Source organism: Pseudarthrobacter sp. LT1, assembly GCF_035621795.1.
Taxonomy (GTDB): domain Bacteria; phylum Actinomycetota; class Actinomycetes; order Actinomycetales; family Micrococcaceae; genus Arthrobacter.
In genome coordinates this window covers 3,834,661-3,852,533 of sequence record NZ_CP141830.1, presented here as the reverse complement: position 1 = coordinate 3,852,533, position 17,873 = coordinate 3,834,661, and the positions used below count along the sequence as shown (strand labels likewise).

Annotated in this window: 14 protein-coding genes; 8 read left to right on the top strand and 6 right to left on the bottom strand. The window is 66.8% G+C overall.

Translation table 11 applies throughout. The annotated features are described in order from the left end of the window. Positions 1–201 precede the first annotated feature (201 nt). From VIK36_RS18120 to VIK36_RS18100, 5 genes are read left to right on the top strand one after another with little or no spacing between them, the layout of a single operon-like run. The gene (locus tag VIK36_RS18120; protein WP_324643072.1) at positions 202–1,659 is read left to right on the top strand and encodes a Gfo/Idh/MocA family oxidoreductase; all 1,458 of its coding nucleotides are present in this window, start codon (positions 202–204) and stop codon (positions 1,657–1,659) included. A gap of 10 nt (positions 1,660–1,669) precedes the next feature. Beyond that, positions 1,670–2,623, top strand: a complete 954-nt coding sequence (locus tag VIK36_RS18115; protein ID WP_324643071.1) for an NAD(P)-dependent oxidoreductase — start codon at positions 1,670–1,672, stop codon at positions 2,621–2,623. Beyond that, the gene (locus VIK36_RS18110) at positions 2,620–3,525 is read left to right on the top strand and encodes a 5-dehydro-4-deoxyglucarate dehydratase (RefSeq protein WP_324643070.1); all 906 of its coding nucleotides are present in this window, start codon (positions 2,620–2,622) and stop codon (positions 3,523–3,525) included. The genes VIK36_RS18115 and VIK36_RS18110 overlap by 4 nt, the downstream gene beginning before the upstream one ends. Continuing rightward, entirely contained in the window at positions 3,525–4,628 is a 1,104-nt protein-coding gene (locus tag VIK36_RS18105; protein WP_255173228.1) for a mandelate racemase/muconate lactonizing enzyme family protein, read from the top strand. The genes VIK36_RS18110 and VIK36_RS18105 overlap by 1 nt, the downstream gene beginning before the upstream one ends. Positions 4,629–4,665: 37 nt before the next feature. Beyond that, positions 4,666–6,117 carry an aldehyde dehydrogenase (NADP(+)) gene (locus VIK36_RS18100; RefSeq protein ID WP_324643068.1) on the top strand — a complete coding sequence of 484 codons (1,452 nt, stop codon included), beginning with the start codon at positions 4,666–4,668 and terminating at the stop codon, positions 6,115–6,117. 83 nt (positions 6,118–6,200) lie between these two features. Here the strand turns inward: VIK36_RS18100 and VIK36_RS18095 are convergent, their stop codons facing one another. Genes VIK36_RS18095 through VIK36_RS18080 form a run of 4 tightly spaced genes read right to left on the bottom strand, consistent with a single transcriptional unit; the run spans position 6,201 to position 11,830 of the window. Next, positions 6,201–7,316 (bottom strand): M24 family metallopeptidase, encoded by a 1,116-nt coding sequence (locus VIK36_RS18095; RefSeq protein WP_324643067.1) that lies wholly within the window; start codon positions 7,314–7,316, stop codon positions 6,201–6,203. Further along, a complete protein-coding gene (locus VIK36_RS18090) occupies positions 7,313–9,358 on the bottom strand; it encodes a DUF6807 family protein (protein ID WP_324643066.1) in 2,046 nt (681 codons plus the stop codon). The genes VIK36_RS18095 and VIK36_RS18090 overlap by 4 nt, the downstream gene beginning before the upstream one ends. After that, positions 9,355–10,506 (bottom strand): acetylesterase, encoded by a 1,152-nt coding sequence (locus VIK36_RS18085; RefSeq protein ID WP_324643064.1) that lies wholly within the window; start codon positions 10,504–10,506, stop codon positions 9,355–9,357. The genes VIK36_RS18090 and VIK36_RS18085 overlap by 4 nt, the downstream gene beginning before the upstream one ends. Before the next feature lie 55 nt (positions 10,507–10,561). Further along, positions 10,562–11,830, bottom strand: coding sequence for a sugar ABC transporter substrate-binding protein (locus VIK36_RS18080; protein WP_324643063.1), 1,269 nt, complete (start codon positions 11,828–11,830; stop codon positions 10,562–10,564). Between the two features lie 366 nt (positions 11,831–12,196). Between VIK36_RS18080 and VIK36_RS18075 the strand changes: the two genes are divergently transcribed. The 3 genes from VIK36_RS18075 (at position 12,197) to VIK36_RS18065 (ending at position 15,716) form a co-directional block, all read left to right on the top strand. After that, complete coding sequence (locus VIK36_RS18075; protein ID WP_255173223.1) at positions 12,197–13,141, top strand: carbohydrate ABC transporter permease; 945 nt, start codon at positions 12,197–12,199, stop codon at positions 13,139–13,141. Then, the gene (locus VIK36_RS18070) at positions 13,131–14,075 is read left to right on the top strand and encodes a carbohydrate ABC transporter permease (protein WP_324643062.1); all 945 of its coding nucleotides are present in this window, start codon (positions 13,131–13,133) and stop codon (positions 14,073–14,075) included. Before VIK36_RS18075 ends, VIK36_RS18070 begins: the two co-directional genes overlap by 11 nt. Positions 14,076–14,327: 252 nt before the next feature. Next, the gene (locus VIK36_RS18065) at positions 14,328–15,716 is read left to right on the top strand and encodes an ABC transporter substrate-binding protein (RefSeq protein ID WP_420716223.1); all 1,389 of its coding nucleotides are present in this window, start codon (positions 14,328–14,330) and stop codon (positions 15,714–15,716) included. Between the two features lie 139 nt (positions 15,717–15,855). On the opposite strand, the gene VIK36_RS18060 is transcribed toward VIK36_RS18065, so the two are convergent. Both VIK36_RS18060 and VIK36_RS18055 read right to left on the bottom strand, forming a co-directional pair. Then, complete coding sequence (locus tag VIK36_RS18060; protein ID WP_324643060.1) at positions 15,856–16,377, bottom strand: GNAT family N-acetyltransferase; 522 nt, start codon at positions 16,375–16,377, stop codon at positions 15,856–15,858. A 79-nt stretch (positions 16,378–16,456) separates the two neighbouring features. Continuing rightward, entirely contained in the window at positions 16,457–17,809 is a 1,353-nt protein-coding gene (locus VIK36_RS18055) for an HNH endonuclease (protein WP_324645309.1), read from the bottom strand. Positions 17,810–17,873: the final 64 nt, after the last annotated feature.

Here is a 17,873-nt window from a genome sequence, read left to right as displayed (position 1 = left end):
GCCGGAGCCGCAGGCGGCAGGCCTGGAAACCGCTTTCTTCCTTTTTTGGGACTGGTTGACGGATCTGCCGACAGGTTGATAAAACTCTAATGGAGCAATGAGAAAACGCTTTCTCAGCCCTCCGCCACGGTGCAGCACAGTACCGCCGCCGGAACACCGCCGCCCCACCGCGGGACATGAGCTTTTTCGAAAGGGACCCCAATGGTCAACACAGCCGAGACCACGCCGGCCGCCGCTGCTTCAGAGGCCGGCAGTGCCGCCGGCGCTGAGACCGCTACCGCTGCAGGCACCGCCCCCCGGAAAGGCGGGAAAGCCCGGATTGCCCTGATCGGCACCGGCGGCCGTTCCGAGATGTACATCCGTGCCATCTACGGCAAGCACGCTGACACCGCTGAGCTGGTGGCCTTCTCGGACGTGAACCCGGGACGCGTGGAGTTCTACCAGAAGCTCATCCAGGAACTGGGCGCCCCCGGGCCAGTGGCGTCGTTCGATCCCGCCCAGCTCACCGGTTTCGTCCAGGCGAACAACATCGACCGCATCATCGTCACCACGCCGGACTACACGCACGCCGACTACATCGTGGAGGGGCTCCGGGCCGGCGCGGACGTCGTCGTCGAAAAGCCCCTGACCATCGACGCCGAAAGCTGCCGCCGCATCGTCCAGGCCGTCCACGAGACCGGCCGCAACGTGGTGGTCACCTTCAACTACCGCTACTCGCCACGCAACAGCGCGCTCAAGGAAATCATCCAGAGCGGCGTGATCGGCAAGGTCACCTCCATCGACTTCAGCTGGGTCCTGGACACCGTGCACGGCGCGGACTACTTCCGCCGCTGGCACCGCGAAAAGAAGAACTCCGGCGGCCTCCTCATCCACAAGGCGTCCCACCACTTCGACCTGGTCAACTGGTGGATCGACGACGTGCCCGAGCGGGTCTTCGCCTCCGGCGGCCTTAAGTTTTACGGCGACAAGAACGCCGCCGAGCGCGGCCTTGGCCCACGCCCGGAACGTGGAACGCCCGACGCCGATGCCCCCGCCGGCGCCAAGGACCCCTTCGCGCTTGACCTGAGGGAGGACGAGCGGCTCAAGGCCCTGTTCCTGGATAACGAACACTACGACGGCTACCGCCGCGACCAGGATGTCTTCACCGGCGGCATCACCATCGAGGACAACCTGGCCCTGGTGGTGGAATACCAGGGCGGACCGCGCCTGAGCTACTCACTGAATGCCCACAGCCCGTGGGAAGGCTACCGGGTGGCGGTCAACGGCACCGAAGGCCGCGCAGAACTTGAAGTGGTGGAACGTGCCGCCGTCCTGCACAGCACGGACAAGAAAACCGTGGTGGACCCGTCCGCAACCCCGGTTGAGGAAGAGGACGCCGTCCGCCGCAACGGCGAGCGCCTGGTGGTCCAGCGCCACTGGGAGGCCGCTTACGAGGTCCCGATCATCAACGGTGAGGGCGGCCATGGCGGCGGTGACGAGCTGCTCCTGTCGGATCTCTTCAACGGACCGGGCGAGGACCCCCTGGGCCGTCCGTCCGGCTACCTGGACGGGCTGCGTTCGGTGTCGGTGGGGATCGCCGGCAACCGCTCGCTTGAAACGTCCCTGCCCGTCCCGGTCGAGGACCTGGACCTCGGCGTCGACCTCCGCCGCGGCAAGTAAGGGAAAGACCATGAGGATTTTAGTCACCGGCGGTTCCGGCCGCCTGGGCCGCAGCGTGGTGGCCGGGCTGGCCGCCGGCCATCACGTCATCTCAGTGGACCGCGAGGCCGTGCCCGCGGAATTGCTGCCGTCCGGCGTCGTGCAGGAAACCGCCGACCTGCTTGCCCCGGGTGAGGCGTTGCGGCTGATAGGGGCCTCAACGCCCGACGCCGTCATCCACCTTGCGGCGATCGCCGTACCGTTCAGTGCGCCCGAGGACGTCATCTTCGCCACCAACACCCGGCTCGCCTTCGCCGTCATCAGTGCGGCGACGGAGCTGGGCGTCCCCAAGGTGGTTACCGCCAGCAGCCCCACCGTCCTTGGTTACGGCTGCCCGGCCGGTTGGCTGCCGCCGTCACTCCCGCTGGACGAGCGCACGCCGCCAAAGCCCTGGAACGCCTACGCGCTGTCCAAGCACATTGCCGAACAAACCGTGCAGATGTTCGCCGCCGCCCAGGGGGAGAAGATCCGCTATGCAGCGTTCCGGCCCTGCTTTGTGATCTCGCCGGAAGAATGGGAAGGGGCCCCGACGCAGCAGGGGCACACCCTGGCCGAACGCCTCGCCGACCCCGCCCTCTCCGCGCCGGCCCTGTTCAACTATGTGGATGCGCGGGACGTGGCGGACTTCCTGGACGTGCTGCTGCAGAAGATGGAAGACATTCCCAACGGGGAAACCTTCTTCGTGGGGGCAGCCGACGCGCTCGCAACGGCGCCGCTCGCGGAGCTGATGCCCACCTTCCTCCCGGGAAGTGAGGCGTTGAGCTCCGGCCTGACCGGCACCAGCCCCGCTTTTTCCATAGCCAAGGCCCAGGAACTGCTGGGCTGGCAACCCAGGCGCAGCTGGCGCACCGAACTGAAGTCCACCCTCAACGACGAGGCCACTGCCCTGGTTACCGCCGGCGGCGGAGGCAAGGAGACACCATGAAATTCGACGGCGTACTGTTCTTCCCTGTCACCCCGTTCACGGCCGAAGGCGCCGTTGACGTGGAACTGCTCAAGGAACACATCGGCTCCCGGCTGCCCTTCGGCCCCGGCGGCGTGTTCCCCGCCTGCGGAACTGGCGAATTCCATGCCCTCAGCATCGAAGAGCTCCGCACCGTGGTGGCGGCCGCCGTGGAGGTTGTCGCCGGAAAAGTTCCCGTAGTGGCCGGTGCCGGCGGACCCTTGGGCCACGCGCTCGCCGCTGCCCGCGCCGCCGAGGAGGCCGGCGCGGACGCCCTCCTGGTACTCCCGCCGTACCTGGTGACCGGACCCACTGACGGGCTGGTGGCCTACATCGAGGCCGTGGCCAATGCCAGCAGCCTCCCGGTCATCGTCTACCACCGCGGCAACGCCAAATTCACGGCCGCATCCATGGCCAAGCTCGCTGCCAATCCGAAGGTCATCGGCTTCAAGGACGGCCTGGGCGATGTGGGTCTGGCCCAGGAGATCGTCTCCGCGGTAAGGGCCTCCGGTCGGGAAGACTTCGCGTTCTTCAACGGCCTGCTCACCGCCGAGCTGACGCAGGGCGCCTACCAGGGACTGGGCATCCCGCTCTACTCCTCGGCAGCGTTCGCCATGGCCCCGGAAATCGCCAAGGCCTACTACGACGCCTACGTATCCGGGGACGAGGACCGCCGCAACGCCCTGCTCGAGGGCTTTTACGCACCCCTCGTACGCCTCCGCGACCAGACCCCCGGGTTCGGCGTTTCCCTGATCAAGGCCGGCCTGCGCCTGGCCGGACTGCCGGTTGGATCCGTCCGGCCGCCGCTGGTGGATCCCAGCGAGGAGCAACTGGTTGAACTGAAAGCTATCCTCGCCAGGGGCCACGAGCTGGCCGGCCGCTGATGAGCGCCCCGGCGGCGGAAACCGTCCGCACCGTTCCCCGCATCACCGGGCTGACCACCCGGCTCCTCACCGTTCCGCTGCGCCGCAGCTGGGGCGTCGAGGCGCCGGAAAACCACGTGATCGCCACCGAGCTTTACACGGACGACGGCGGCACGGGCTTTGGCTTCTCCTGGACACCTACCATCGGCCCCCAGGCGGTCAAGGCGCTGCTGGACTGCGACATCGCCCCCTTTGTCACCGGCCTTCCGGCGAATCCGGAGACGGTGTGGGACGCGTTGTGGAAGCGGCTGCACGAGGCCGGCGGGGGCGGTCTCACCACGATCGCCATGGCGGGCGTGGATCTTGCCCTCTGGGATGTGCAGGCCCGCAGTGCCGGCACCTCGGTGACCGGCTTCATCGGCCAGCGGCAGGACTCGGTGGAGGTGTACGGCTCCGGGGTGAACCTGCACTACACCCTGGAGGAGCTCGTGGCGCAGACCGAACGCTGGGTCGCCGCAGGCCACCGCGCCGTGAAAATCAAGGTGGGCAAGCCGGACCTCCGCGAGGACGCAGAACGGGTCGCCGCCGTCCGCACCGTGCTGGGCCCTGACCGCCGGCTCATGATAGATGCGAACCAGAGGTGGGACCTGCCCACCACCCTCCGCGCCCTGGAGGTCCTCGCCGGGTACGGGCTGGACTGGCTGGAGGAACCCCTCCGCGCGGACGACCTCTGGGCCTACCGGAGGCTGCGGAAACACTCGCCGGTGCCCATAGCCTTGGGCGAAAACCTGCACACCATTTACCGGTTCCGCGATTTCATTGAGGCCGAGGCGGTGGACATTATCCAGCCCAACATCATCAGGGTGGGTGGCATCACCCCGTTCCGGCGGATCGTGGAGCTGGCACGGACCCACAGCATCAAGGTCATGCCGCACCTGCTGCCGGAACTGTCCGGGCAGCTGGCCCTGACCCTGGCGGAGCCCACCATGGTGGAGGACGTCGAGGAGGCATCCTTCGAGCAGCTTGGCCTCCTGGCTGGCCCGTCACCGGTCCGGTTCACCAACAGCAGGCTGGCGACGGTGGACCGGCAGGGGCTGGGGCTCCGCTTCCGGGACGCTCTGTAACCACTATTTTCCGTACGACGACGAACAGGTACCTGACGTGACAACTGCAACCCTTTCCCTGTCCGAGCTCACCGCTGCCGCCACGGAAGCCGCCAGGACCTCCGCCGCGGCGACCGACGCCGAACGCGCCGGCTGGCTGAAGGCGGTAGCGGACGCCCTGGATGCCAACGCCGCCGAGCTGGTGGACATCGCTGACGCCGAGACCAGCCTGGGGGCGCCGCGCCTCACGGGGGAGGTGGCCCGGACCACGGGGCAGCTGCGCCTGTTCGCCCGCGTGATTACCGAGGGCTCCTACCTGGAGGCCATCATCGACCACGCGGATCCGTCAGCCACCCCGCCAAAGCCGGACCTCCGCCGGATCCTCAAGCCCATCGGCCCGGTTGCCGTCTTCTCTGCATCAAACTTCCCGTTCGCCTTCTCCGTGGCCGGCGGAGACACCGCCTCAGCCCTCGCCGTCGGCTGCTCCGTGATCGTCAAGGCGCACTCCGGCCACCTGCGCCTGTCGGAGCGCACCGCTGAAATCGTGGCCGGGGCCCTGCGCGGCGCGGGCGCACCCGAGGGCCTGTTCGCGCTGGTCAGCGGCCGCGAGGTGGGCAGCGCCCTGGTTCAGGACCCTGCCATCAAGGCCGTGGGCTTCACCGGGTCCATTCCCGGCGGCCGTGCCCTGTTCGACCTTGCCACCTCACGCCCGGACCCCATCCCGTTCTACGGCGAGCTGGGCAGCCTGAACCCCGTGGTCATCACGGCGGCGGCACTTCAGGCGCGCTCCGCGGAACTTGCCGCGGGGCTGGCCGGCTCCTTCACCCTCGGAGCGGGCCAGTTCTGCACCAAGCCCGGCCTCGTGTTCATACCCGCCGGGACGGGGTTCGCGGCACAAGTGGCGGAGGCCGCCAAGGACAAACCGGCGCACGGCATGCTGACCAGCAGGATCGCGGAAGCCTACCCCGAGGGGCTGCGCAGCTTCGCATCGGTGGAGGGCGTGGACGTGGTCAGCGGCAGCGTCGACCAGGACGCGGCCGCAAACGGCGCCGCGCCGGTGGTCTTTGCCACCAATGCTGCCAGGGTCCTGGAACGTCCGGACCAGCTGCTGGAAGAATGCTTCGGACCCACCACCATCCTCATCGAGTACGCGGACCAGGAGGAACTGTCCGCCGTCCTGGCGAAGGTCCCGGGCAGCCTGACGGCCACCCTCCACAGTGAACGGGGCGAGGACATCGCTGCCCTGGTGGAGCAGCTCTCCGGACTCGCCGGACGTGTCCTGTTCGAAGGCTGGCCCACCGGGGTCGCCGTCAACTGGGCCCAGCAGCACGGCGGACCATACCCGGCCACCACCTCGCTGTTCACGTCCGTGGGTGCCACGGCGGTCCGCAGGTTCCAGCGCCCTGTGGCCTACCAGGACGCCCCGGAAGAAGTGCTGCACCCGGCCCTGCATGAGGGGAACCCGCTGCGCATCCCGCGCCGCGTGGACGGCGAACTGCAGCTTCCCTAGCCCCAAGCACCCGTCAAGCCCAACACCAACGGAAAACCCCGGGACCTCGGTCCCGGGGTTTCTCTGTGCGCCTGGCGGCCTGCCTACAGCTGCAGCGTCAACGGCCGGTCCAAGCCGTTCACCGTGGCTGCCGGCCAGCGTGGGTCCACGGTGAGGACGCGAAGCCCGGACTCCGTGAGCTGCACGGTGTCCTCGATCTTGACGCCGGGCCCGGACGGGTTCCAGGTGAAGGCCTGGTCCAGCACCACGGTGTCGGAGACAGCTGGGGTGACGCGGGGATCGCGTCCCGCATAACCGGCAGGACCACCCTGGTGGTGCTGCTCCCACTGGTCCGCCCCGAAACCGTGCCGCACGTAGGCGGCCTGGATCTCTCCAAAGATCCTGTCCAGCCGCGCCCCCGGAACCGTGGCATCAAAAATGTCCGCTTCCACTGCGGTGATGCGGGCCTCGGCGTCTCGCTCTTCCGGGGTGCCGGCGTCGAACCTTACCCAGCGGGTGATGTTGGCAACCAGGCCGTCCCGGCGGGCACACACCACGGCCATGGCGCGCCGGCCGAGGGGCGAGTGCGTCGGCAGCGGATGCCGGAAGTCACTGCGGGAACTGCCGTTGCACAGGAGCACCAGCGGCTCGGCGCCGGCTGCCACCACGCGGGCGGCCAGCGCCGAGACCAGGCCGAATTCGGTGGTGTCCGGACGGGCGGCGGACAGGACGTCCGTCATGATGCCGGCCAGCTCGGCGCCAAGCAGCGAGTACCGCGCACTTTCCGCGGGCAGGAGCTGCTGGCGGGCGGCGCGCAGCTCAGCGGCCACCTCCGCTTCCGGCAGGGGTGGCTGGGAACCGGTGCCAACCGCGGCGGCGGCCTGGTGCAGGTTCCCGTACCAAGGGACGGTGTGGAGGTTGACCCCGGAAGGCAGTTCCTCGGCGGCGATCCTGCCGGCCTCGTTGTTGAACGTCACCAGGTGGTCGCCGTCCCGGTCCACCAGCAGGGCGGCGATGGGATCGCCCGCCAGGCTGATGTGGACCCGGCTGCCGTCCAGGTACCAGGTCAACGCGGTATTGGTGGTGAGGAGCAGCGAATCGCGCCCGGCAGCAGCGAGGATGTCCAGGACCCGTTGGCGCTTGATGGCCCGGTCCGCAGGTGATCCGGGAGCCAGCCGTGCCCCCTGCGGGGGAGCGGTTGCGGTTGTTGTCTGGGTCATGACGGGTCCCCCTGCTGGTTGATCAGTGCTTCGATGTCGGCTGTGGCCAGGTTGCCGTCGGCCACAAAAACGGTGACGCTCCGCCGCACGGAATTGCCCGGCCGGGCGATAACGGGCGCGTCCCATGCCAGTGACTGGCCTACGCCCGGGTAGCCTTCCACGCGGACGAACCACGGATCCGTGCAGCCTTCCGGGGCCACGAACACCAGGGTGGCCGGGCCGCCGTCGAACGCTCCCGACCACGCAAGCCAGCGCGAGACGCTGCCATGCGTTTCCGCCTCGCCGCTGCCGCCGGGCGTCCAGACAGTGGCGGCGTCGCAGGCCGGCAGGCGCCAGAAGAAGCCGCCGTAGCCGCCTTCAAAGCGGCCATTGGAGCCCGGGCTGCCCAGGCTGACAGGCATATTGCCGGCAGGGGACAGCGCCAAGTCAAGGGAAAGCCGCCAGATGGAGGGCGCGACGCCGGACCACGCCCAGGAGCGTTCCTCCAGGAGGATGGGGGTGCCGTCCGGCCCGTTCCAGCTCAGGGTTTCCTGGAGCGTGCCCCCGTGCCCGTTGGCGGCATCGGTTTGCTGTACGGCTGTGGCGCTGATGGTGCCGTGGTCCGGGCGCCAGACGTACGCTCCGGCCTCCCGGGTATAGGTGCGGCCGCCCCAGAAGTTGACGCCGTCCACGTCCTGCAGGGCCACGCCGGCACCAAGATGCCATACGTGGTCCAGCGGCTGGTGGTCCGTCACCACGGTGCCGCCCAGGGTCCTGACGGGGTGCAGGTAGGGCCGCGGGGAGGAGACCGCGCGGATATGGCTGCCGTCCTGGTAGTCCGCCACCGGCCGTCCGTCCACGGTCAGCGCGCGGACGGGCGGAATGGGCCGCGCCCATGGGACACCGAGCTCGGCGAATGTTGCCTGCGCTTTGACGGCCCGTCCGAGGAGGTCGCTGACGCCCCGGACCACCGGATGGGCGTCGTCGCCCGCGCCTTCCCAGACCACGGATGCGGCGTCGATCGGGGCCGGCGCGGGGGAGGTGCGGATGGCTTCGAGGACGGCGGTGAAGGCGCCGGTGTCCTGCAGCGCGGACAGGAGCGGCGCCCCGGTGGCGCGGGCGTCCAGCAGGTTCTCCAGGAGGTCGGTGCGGCCATAGGTTTCGCGGCGTTCGCCATCGGCGGCGGTGATGACCACCTCGTCTTTTGTGTAGGAAAGCGTGATGTCGCCCAGGGTTCCGTGGACGGTCACGGTGGGGTCCTGCTGTTCGGGGGCGCAGAGGGTGAGGGCGCACAGCACCGTGGTTCCGTTGGCCGTGCGGATGCGGAGTACGGACGTGTCGTCGCTTTCGGTCCCGTGGGCCCGGTACAGGTCTGTTTCCACGGAGGCCACATCTGCAAGGGTGTGGGCGCCGGCGACATGGAGTGCAGTGGCAACGGCGTGGGCCAGCGCATTGGTTGCCACACCGTCCACCACATCGGTGCCGTCCAGGCTGCGCTTCCCGGCCCAGCGCGAGCGCTTGAAATAGGCCTTGGTCCGCAGCCACTGGCCGGTGGCGCTGATGCCCAGGACGGTGCCGATATCCCCGGCAGCCACCATCTCCGTGATGGCAGGCAACGCGTGGGACCCCAGGCTCTGGAAGCCCACCTGGACCAGCCGCCCATTCTCCCCGGCGACGGCAAGGACCTCTTCAAACTGTGCCAGGGACGCCACCGGCGGCTTCTCGATGTAGACGTCCATCCCGGCTTCCAGCGCGGCACAAGCCAGCGGGGCGTGGGTCTGGATGGGCGTGGCAATGATGACGACGTCGACACCCGGCTCTGCGGCAAGCAGTCCATCCAGGTCGGGGAACACAGCCACCGGGGCGGCCAGGGTGCCCGCCTGCGGCGGGTTGGGATCGGCGACGGCCACCAGTTCCAGGGCGCCGGCCTGTTCGAGCCGGGACAGGTTGGCAAGGTGGCGCTCGCCGAAGCCGTGCACGCCCACCAGGGCCACCCGCGGGACGGCTGTGGAAGCGGCCTGCTGGTGCGGCTGGTCCGCGGCGGCGGAGTGCTGTGTGGTCATGAGGGTCCTTGGGATGGGTTGTGGACGGGCCGGACGGCCAGGGTGTGGGCCAGGAAATCGAGTGCTTCGTCCTGCATGGGCCCGGTGAAGACATGCCCTCCGGGCCAGAGGGTGCCCGTGTACTTGTCTGTACCGGCGTGCAGGGATTCCAGCAGGTGGTGCGCCTGGCGCATCCCGTCCTCCGGGAAGAGTTCATCCGCCAGGGCGTATTGCACCAGGAACCGGGCGGCCGGTGATCTGCCGGTGAGTTCCGGCCAGTCACCAAGCTTCCACAGACCCGGAGTCTGCAGCAGCCAGGAGTGTGCGTCCAGGTAGGCGGGGAAGAGGGACTCGAAGGTGGTCATCATGCAGGTCACCACTGCGGCCCGGATACGGGGACTGAGGGCTGCCAGGGCCAGCGACCTGCCAGCTCCGCCGGAGAACCCGATGCAGCCCAGGTTCTCCGGGTCGACCCCGGGCAGGGCTGCCAGGACCTCCATGGCGGCGAGGTCGTCGTACGCCACCATGCCGGCCAGGCTGGTGCCCAGCAGGCCTGCGGCCTTGGCCACGGTGTCCTCATGGAAGCCGGCGGCGGCATTGTATTGGTCCGCGTCAGTGGGTACGACGCCGTCCTCCCGCCACTGCGCGTGCCTCGCCGCCGCTGCGGAGGCGGTGCGCCACGGCGGCGTTGAGAGGTCAAACCTGCGGCTGCCCCAGGCGAAGGAGTCGTGGGCCAGCACAGCGAAACCGCGGCGGGCGATGTCCGTGGCCAGGGCGCGCCCGTCATAAAGCCCGGCACGGGCTGCGGCCGCAGACGGGTGGCTTTCCGGGAGGTCCACCAGCCGGTCCGCGCCGCCGAACTTGTTGCCGCCATGGCAGTGCAGTGCCAGGACGCCCGGCAGGGGACCGGGACGTCCAGCCGGCCGCACCAGCCAGCCCGTAGTCCGCGGCCCGAAACCCAACTGCCAGCTGAGCTGGGAGGTGGTGGCGCCGTCGTACGTTTCCTCCCAATGCACCCTGACCTCCGGCAGTGCACCCGCACCGGGTACGCCCAGCGCGTCCGAAAGCTCCTGCGCCGCGGCGGTTGAGGCCTGGTGGCGGGGGTTGCTTCTCACGTAGGCCGGCCAGTCGTCGTAGCCGGCGATGGCGCTGGGCCGTGCTGGAGTCATGTGGCCCGGCTCCTTTCGGTAATGGTCCTGCCTGCTGCCGCCGTGGGCGTTACGGTCAGGCGAGGTTCTGGTTTACCTCGGAGATCATGCCCTTGGCCGCGTCGCGCGGAGAGATCTTCCCGAAGAGTACATCCGTGTTGTAACGGTTCAAAACTTCCATGGTTGCCGATGATCCCGCCGGGAACGGCTTGGGGGCCTGGACTTTAAGGGCGGCAATGCGGTCCAGGTAGGCGGCTTCCTTTTGCTGGGTTTCCTTCAGCAGGGGAGTGATGCCGGCCTTGAGTTCGGTGTTGGCCGGCATGCCGCGGTCGCTTTTGATCTTGGACGCTGCGTCCATGTTGTTGACCAGGTAGTTGATGAAGAGGGCGGCTTCCTTGGGCTGCGACGACTTGGACGAGATGGCGTACTCCATGGAGGAGCGGAGCCAGGCACCCGGCCTGCTGCTCTCGCCCGGCAGCTTTGCCATGACCAGGGGCGCGCCGGAGTAGGACGTCATCTGGTTGCTCCAGGAGATTTTCATGCCCTGCTTTCCCTGTCCCATCAGGGTCATCTCCGGCTGCGCGGACCCGTCCTCCACCGTCTGTGATGGGGAAGGGGCGCCGCCGGTATCCATCAGCTTCTTGTTGAGCTCGAACCAGCGGGCAAGAGTGTCCTCGCTGATGCCCATTTTCTTCCCATCGTCGGTGTAGAGGTCCTCGCCGTTTTGGCGGGCCCAGACCGCAAGGAAAGAGTCGTTCGCCATGGGGGTGGTGCCAAAGGTGCCGGCGGGCGATTTCCGGGTGATCCCGGCGGCGATCCTTGCGTAGTCGTCCCAGGTCCACTTCTCGTCATCGGGCATGGGGACACCTGCCGCTTCAAACACCTTGGGGTCCAGGACCATTGACATGGAATTGACGCCTGCCGTGATGGTGTACTGCCTGCCATCGATCTTGCCCAGGTCCACGGTGCCTTCCGCGAACTTCGACGTATCGATCTGGCCTTTGACCTTGTCCAGGTCCAGCAGGACGCCGCGGCTGGCGTATTCGCTGGGATAAGCGCCGCTCATGGCGATGACATCCGGCGTAGTTCCACCTGCGATCTGTGTCGCCATTTTGTCCCAATAGGAGCTGTATTCCGTGTTTTCGCCCTGGACCTTGATGGTGGGGTTGGCGGCTTCGAAGGCTTTGATGACCTCCATGGTGGTTTTAGCCCTGGAGTCATTTCCCCACCAGGCGAACCGGATGGTGACGGGATCTTCCGCCGTCCCCACCTTTCCGGCCTGGGGACTGTTGCCGCAGCCGGTCAGGGCAATGGCAAGGGCGGCAATGGCGCCGGTGACTCCCATGGCGGATTTTCTGAGACCAAACTTCATTGTTGTGCCCCTCGGCTTCTCATTTAGGGTGGAGTGACGCATCCAGCAGAAAACGGTTTCTGAAAAACTAACAAAGGGCTATGCAGGAGTCAAGAAAGCGTTTACTTTGGTACGGAGCCGCATTTTCGAAGGCACCCGCGGCGCCGGAATCCTGCAGCCTTTTGCGGCAGCAGCCGACCGTGCCGGAGGTGCCGCACTCCCATCGCCTGGCGATGACCGCAACGTGGAGGCCACGATGACCAAAGGAGACCACATGGCCGCAAAACACATCCCCAGGACGCTGCGTCCGGCCCTGGTGCCGTACGCAGTGTTCCCGGCGTCCCCGACGGAGCAGCTCCTGTGAGCGCCATCAGCGAGCTCAGCTCCTTTACCCGGCGTAAGGGCAAAGCCACCGCCGAGGAGAAGAAGGCCAACAGGCGGGACAACAAGGCCGCCTACATCTTCCTGCTGCCATGGCTGGTGGGCCTGGTGGCCATCACCATCGGCCCGATGCTGATGTCGCTCTACCTGTCCTTCACCGACTACAACCTGCTCCAGCCGCCGGAATGGACTGGGCTGGACAACTTCACCCGGATGCTCAGCGACGCACGGCTGCACAACTCGCTGCGGGTCACCTTCACCTATGTCTTCGTCGGCGTCCCCCTGCAGCTCGCCGTTGCACTGCTCATTGCCCTCGTGCTGGACAAGGGCCTCCGCGGCCTCCCGTTCTACCGTTCGGTGTTCTACTTGCCATCCCTCCTGGGCGGATCCGTTGCCGTGGCCATCCTGTGGAAGCAGATCTTTGGCACCACGGGCCTGGTCAACCAGGTCCTGGCCATGTTCGGGATCCAGGGGCCGGGCTGGATCTCGGATCCCAGCACCGCTTTGGGATCGATCATCCTGCTGCACGTCTGGACGTTTGGTGCACCCATGATTATCTTCCTGGCGGGCCTGCGGCAGATCCCCGCCATGTACTACGAAGCCGCCAAGGTGGACGGCGCCAGCACGCTCCAGCAGTTCTGGCGGATCACCATGCCGATGCTGAGCCCGATCATCTTCTTCAACCTGGTGCTGCAGATCATCGGTTCCTTCCAGTCCTTCACCCAGGCGTTCATCGTCTCCGGCGGCAACGGCGGGCCCTCAGACTCCACCATGTTCTTCACCCTGTACCTGTACCAAAAGGGCTTCGGCCAGTTCGACATGGGCTACGCGTCCGCCATGGCGTGGGTGCTGCTGCTCATCATCGGCGTCTTTACCGCCATCAACTTCATCGCTTCTAAGTATTGGGTTTTCTATGACGACTAACCTGGAGACGCTGCCCGCCGCGGACAAGAAGACCGCCGGCGCCGGCAAGCCTAACAACCGCAAGCCGCGGGCCCGCGAGTCCCGGGGAACCCTGGCCTTCAGCCGGGCCCAGCGGGGCAAATCCCTCATGAAGCACGGCATCCTGATCCTGGCCGGCGCGCTGATGATCTATCCACTCCTGTGGATGGTGGTGTCGTCGCTGCGGCCGAACGAGATGATCTTCCGGGAGCCGGGCCTCTGGCTCAACAGCCTGGAAATGAGCAACTACACGTCCGGCTGGTCAGCCCTGACCCACCCCTTTGGCCACTACATGCTGAACTCGGCCATCGTGGTGATCGGCTCCATCCTGGGAAACCTCGTTTCCTGCTCCATGGCCGCCTACGCCTTTGCCCGGCTCCAGTTCACGGGGAAGAAACTGTTCTTTGGCATCATGCTTCTCACCATCATGCTGCCGTTCCACGTGGTGATCGTCCCGCAGTACATCCTGTTCTCGCAGATCGGCTGGGTGAACACCTTCTGGCCCCTGCTGGTGCCCAAACTGCTGGCCACGGACGCGTTCTTCGTCTTCCTCATGGTCCAGTTCATCCGCGGTATTCCGCGTGAACTCGATGAAGCTGCACGAATCGACGGTGCCGGCCATCCGCGCATCTTCCTGCGGGTCATCCTGCCGCTGATGGTGCCGGCGCTGGCCACCACCACCATCTTCACCTTCATCTGGACGTGGAACGACTTCTTTGGTGCCCTGATCTACCTCACGGATCCGGACATGTTCACCGTTCCGGTGGCCCTCCGGGCTTTCGTGGATTCCCAGTCGGCCACGAGCTGGGGTTCCCTGTTCGCCATGTCCATTGTGTCGCTGCTGCCGGTCTTCCTGGTCTTCCTCTTTGGTCAGCGGTTCCTCATCAAGGGCATCGCCACCACGGGCATCAAGTAACCCTCAGAGACAATGCCGGTCCGAACGGCCCGCCCTGGTGGCGGGCCGTTTGCCATTGGCCGCAACATTCCCGGCCTCAGCAACGAAACATCTTGTATTACAAGTAGCGAACTTATAGTATCTGTAGCAGAAAGCGCTTTCAGGGAGTTGCGCACAGCCGGTAGGCCTCTGTCCCGCCGCCGAGTTCCCCTCCTCAACCACACAGCTGAGACCCATCACCCGCACCTGGATCAACGAAGATCGGAGTACACAGTGCCGCTTTTTCCCCGTCCTGCATCTGCTGCCAAGCAGACAGCAGGGGCACCAACTTCAGGCCCTAACTCTCAACGCAGCAGCGTCCGAACCCGCGGCGTCCGAGCCCGCAAGGCCGGCGCGATTGCCGCCGCCGTCGCCGCCGTTATGGCCCTCAGTGCCTGCGGTGGAGGAGCCGCCCCGCAGAGTGCGGACGGCACCGTAGAGCTCCGCTTCTCGTGGTGGGGCGGCGATAAGCGCGCGCAGTTGACGCAGGAAGCAATCAAGCAGTTCGAGGCCGAAAACCCCAAGATCAAGATCAAGCCGGAGTTTGGGGACTGGAGCGGCTACTGGGACAAACTGGCCACGCAGGTGGCGGCCAATGATGCCCCCGACATTATCCAGATGGACGAAAAGTACATTACGGAGTACTCAAGCCGGGGTGCCCTTCTGGACCTGTCCAAGTACGACATCGACACGTCCAAGCTGGATGAGGCAGCACTGAACGCAGGCAAGGGCGAAAAGGGGCTGACCGGCATCGCTGCCGGCATCAATGCTGCCACCATCCTTGCCAATCCCGCCGTCTTCCAGGCTGCCGGAGTGCCGCTTCCGGACGACACCAAGTGGACTTGGGAGGACTTTGGCCGCATCGCAGCCGAGATCACTGCAAAGTCGCCGAAGGGTACTTATGGCGCGGCGGCCTACGGAACGGACGAGGCTTCCCTGGGAGTCTGGCTCCGGCAGGACGGCAAGTCGCTGTATACGTCCGACGGCAAGCTGGGCTTCGAGCCCGGTGACATCGCCGAGTGGTGGGCCTTCCTGAAGAAGCTCAGCAGGGACAAGGCAGTGCCGTCCGCATCCGAGGTGGTGGAGGCCGAGGCTGCCCCGCTTGACCAGAGCGGACTGGCAACAGGCAAGAACGGCATGGCCTTCTGGTGGTCCAACCAGGCCCCGGCCCTGGAAAAGGCGAGCGGCGGGGACTTGAAGATCCTGCGGTTCCCCACCAAGACCGGATCGTCCGCGGATACCGAGCTTTGGTACAAGGCCTCACAGTTCTGGTCAGCATCATCGCGCACCAAGCACCCGCAGGAAACCGCCAAGTTCATCAACTTCCTCACCAATAACGTCAAGGCCGGCGAAGCCCTGCTTGCAGACCGCGGCGTCTACCCCAACTCCGAGGTCCGGGCAGCCATCCAGCCGAAACTGACCCCGGCCGACGTCAAGGTGGTCAACTTCATCGACCAGATCAAGGACGAACTCGGCGAGGCTCCGGCGCCCCCGCCGAAGGGTGCGGGCGCCATCCAGGAAATCATCAAGCGCTACACCTCCGAAGTCCTCTTCGAGCGGCTGTCCCCGGAGGATGCCGGCAAGAAGGCGACAGATGAGATGAAGTCCGCCATCAGCAGCTAGTCCTCACCCCGCCACACGGCTCCGGACCGTCTGGATGGACGCCTCCCCATCCGGATTGTCCGACGGCGGGTGGCAGCCCTGCCCCGGAAAGCAACCAACGGTTCCTTCCGGGGCAGGGCTGTTTAAGCGGATGGTCATGTTAAGCGACTGGTCCAGCAGGGATCCTGCGCGTCATCACCGTGCGGGGCCACGCAGCCAACGCCCGGTCCGCTTCGCGTTCGACAATGCCGCGGAGTTGTACTGACCACTCGGATTCCGGCAGGTGGCTGAACCCGAGGCGTTCGTAATAGGGGCCGTTCCAGGGCACATCGCTGAAGGTCGTCAGGGACAGCCAAAAATGGCCGTGGTCCCGGGCCCAATCCTCCACGTGGTCGATCAGGGCAGCACCGACGCCGCGCCGTGAATGTTGGGGATGGACCGTAACCTGTTCGATGTGAGCCCAATCGGCATGTCCATCGATGAGGATGTATCCGATCGCTTTGACTGCCGGGTCGGTTGCCACCCAGGCGGTCCCGGCAGCAAAATAGGCGTTCAATTGTTCCGCGGTGGGTGGCAGGTCGTCCGCGACCGCATCCATGCCTATGGTGCGGAAGAGTTCAGCGGCCGCAATCTCGATCTCTTGGATGCGCCCCAGGTCTGCTGTAGTTGCTGCTCGAATCACCGGTCCAGTATCTGCCACCCTGCCCTGCGGTCCACAGGCCTGCTTGTCGGGCCATCGCATCAGGGAGTTCGCCGTCAGGTCATGCCGGACTGGATGATACGGCCCAACACTTGGACGGTTGGTCGCGGGGCCCATCCGGTGGCCGTGCGGAACCTCCGATTGGCCTTCCCCGTAAGGGAGTACGACGCAGTTGCCTGCTGTCTTTCCTCGACGTGTTGTTTCTGTCCCTGTCCCACGCCAGAGGCGGGGTTCCGGGCAGTGGTGGTGCTGTGGAGTGGTAGGTGTGGCCGGTTGGGGTGGTGGTTGCCACGGTGTGGCGTGGGCCGGGGATGGTTTGTGCGGCCCATCCTGGGGTTTCTTTGGTGTGGTTGCAGGCTTCGCAGAGGCCTTGGCCGTTTCCGGTGGTGGTGGGTCCGCGGTGGTGCCAGGCGGTGACATGGTCGTGGTGCCTGATGGGGGCGTCGCAGTAGGGGGTCCGGCAGGTGTCGTCCCGGATTTGAAGGAAGCGTTTCAGCGCTGCCGGGAAGAGCCGGGCTGTGGAGTCCATCGCCACCAGCTCACCGGCGCCGGGGGCGGTGTAGAGCCGGCGCACCCAGAGGTTGAGGTCGTTGTCACCGGGAGCGGTGAGGGCGATGTTTCGTGCCTGTTCGGCGGGGACGGTGCCGTAGCCGGGCAGCCGTGCGGGTTCGGTGTCGGCGTGGAGGAGGGTGCGGTCGGTCATGACGAGCTGGATCTGAACCCCGCTGATCCCGCCGGGGGTGCCGGTGACGCGTTCGACGAGGGTGTCCGCCATGACCTGCCCCCACGACCGCTCATCACCGCCGCTTCGGGCGGTGTCGGCGTCCCGGCATAATGCGGCGTAGGCGGCGACGCCCTGGGCGGCGGGGAGCAGCGCGGTCAGGTAGGTCATGGTGTCCGGGGCCGGGCGCAGGCTCACGCACCGCCCGGCCACGGCCCGGCTGGCGCGCTTCGCGACCGAGGCGGGGTCCCGCCGGTACGCGGCGGCGCGGACCGCGGCGGTAATGGCCTTGTCTCCCAGGCCGTCCAGGGCTCCGGTGTCGGCGGCGAGTTCTTCATCCACCGCGGCCCGGTCCTGGGCCGACAGGCAGATGGTGTCCTTTACGATCAGCGTGGCCCGCCACTCATTCAACAAACCGGCACGGAACGCCTCGAACGTGTGCGGCATGCCGGTCAGGGCCTTGGCCAGGCCCAGCAGCCGGGAACCCCGGGCCGGTGATTCACGCCGGGCCAACGCGATCTGCGCCGCGACCCCGGCGCCCTGCCCGTCGGCCGGGACCCCGGCATCGGCCTGCTCCCGCCGCTGGGATAAATCAAACGCAACAGCAGTATCAGCCTGCCGGGAACCCGCCAGCGACTTCAGGTCCTCCAACCCACGGATCTGATCGATCTTCCCGGCGTCATCGCCCGCCATGGGAACAGACTCCAAGAGCCTCAGGACATCAGTGATGGAAGGCACCCGAGGCTCCGCCTCCATT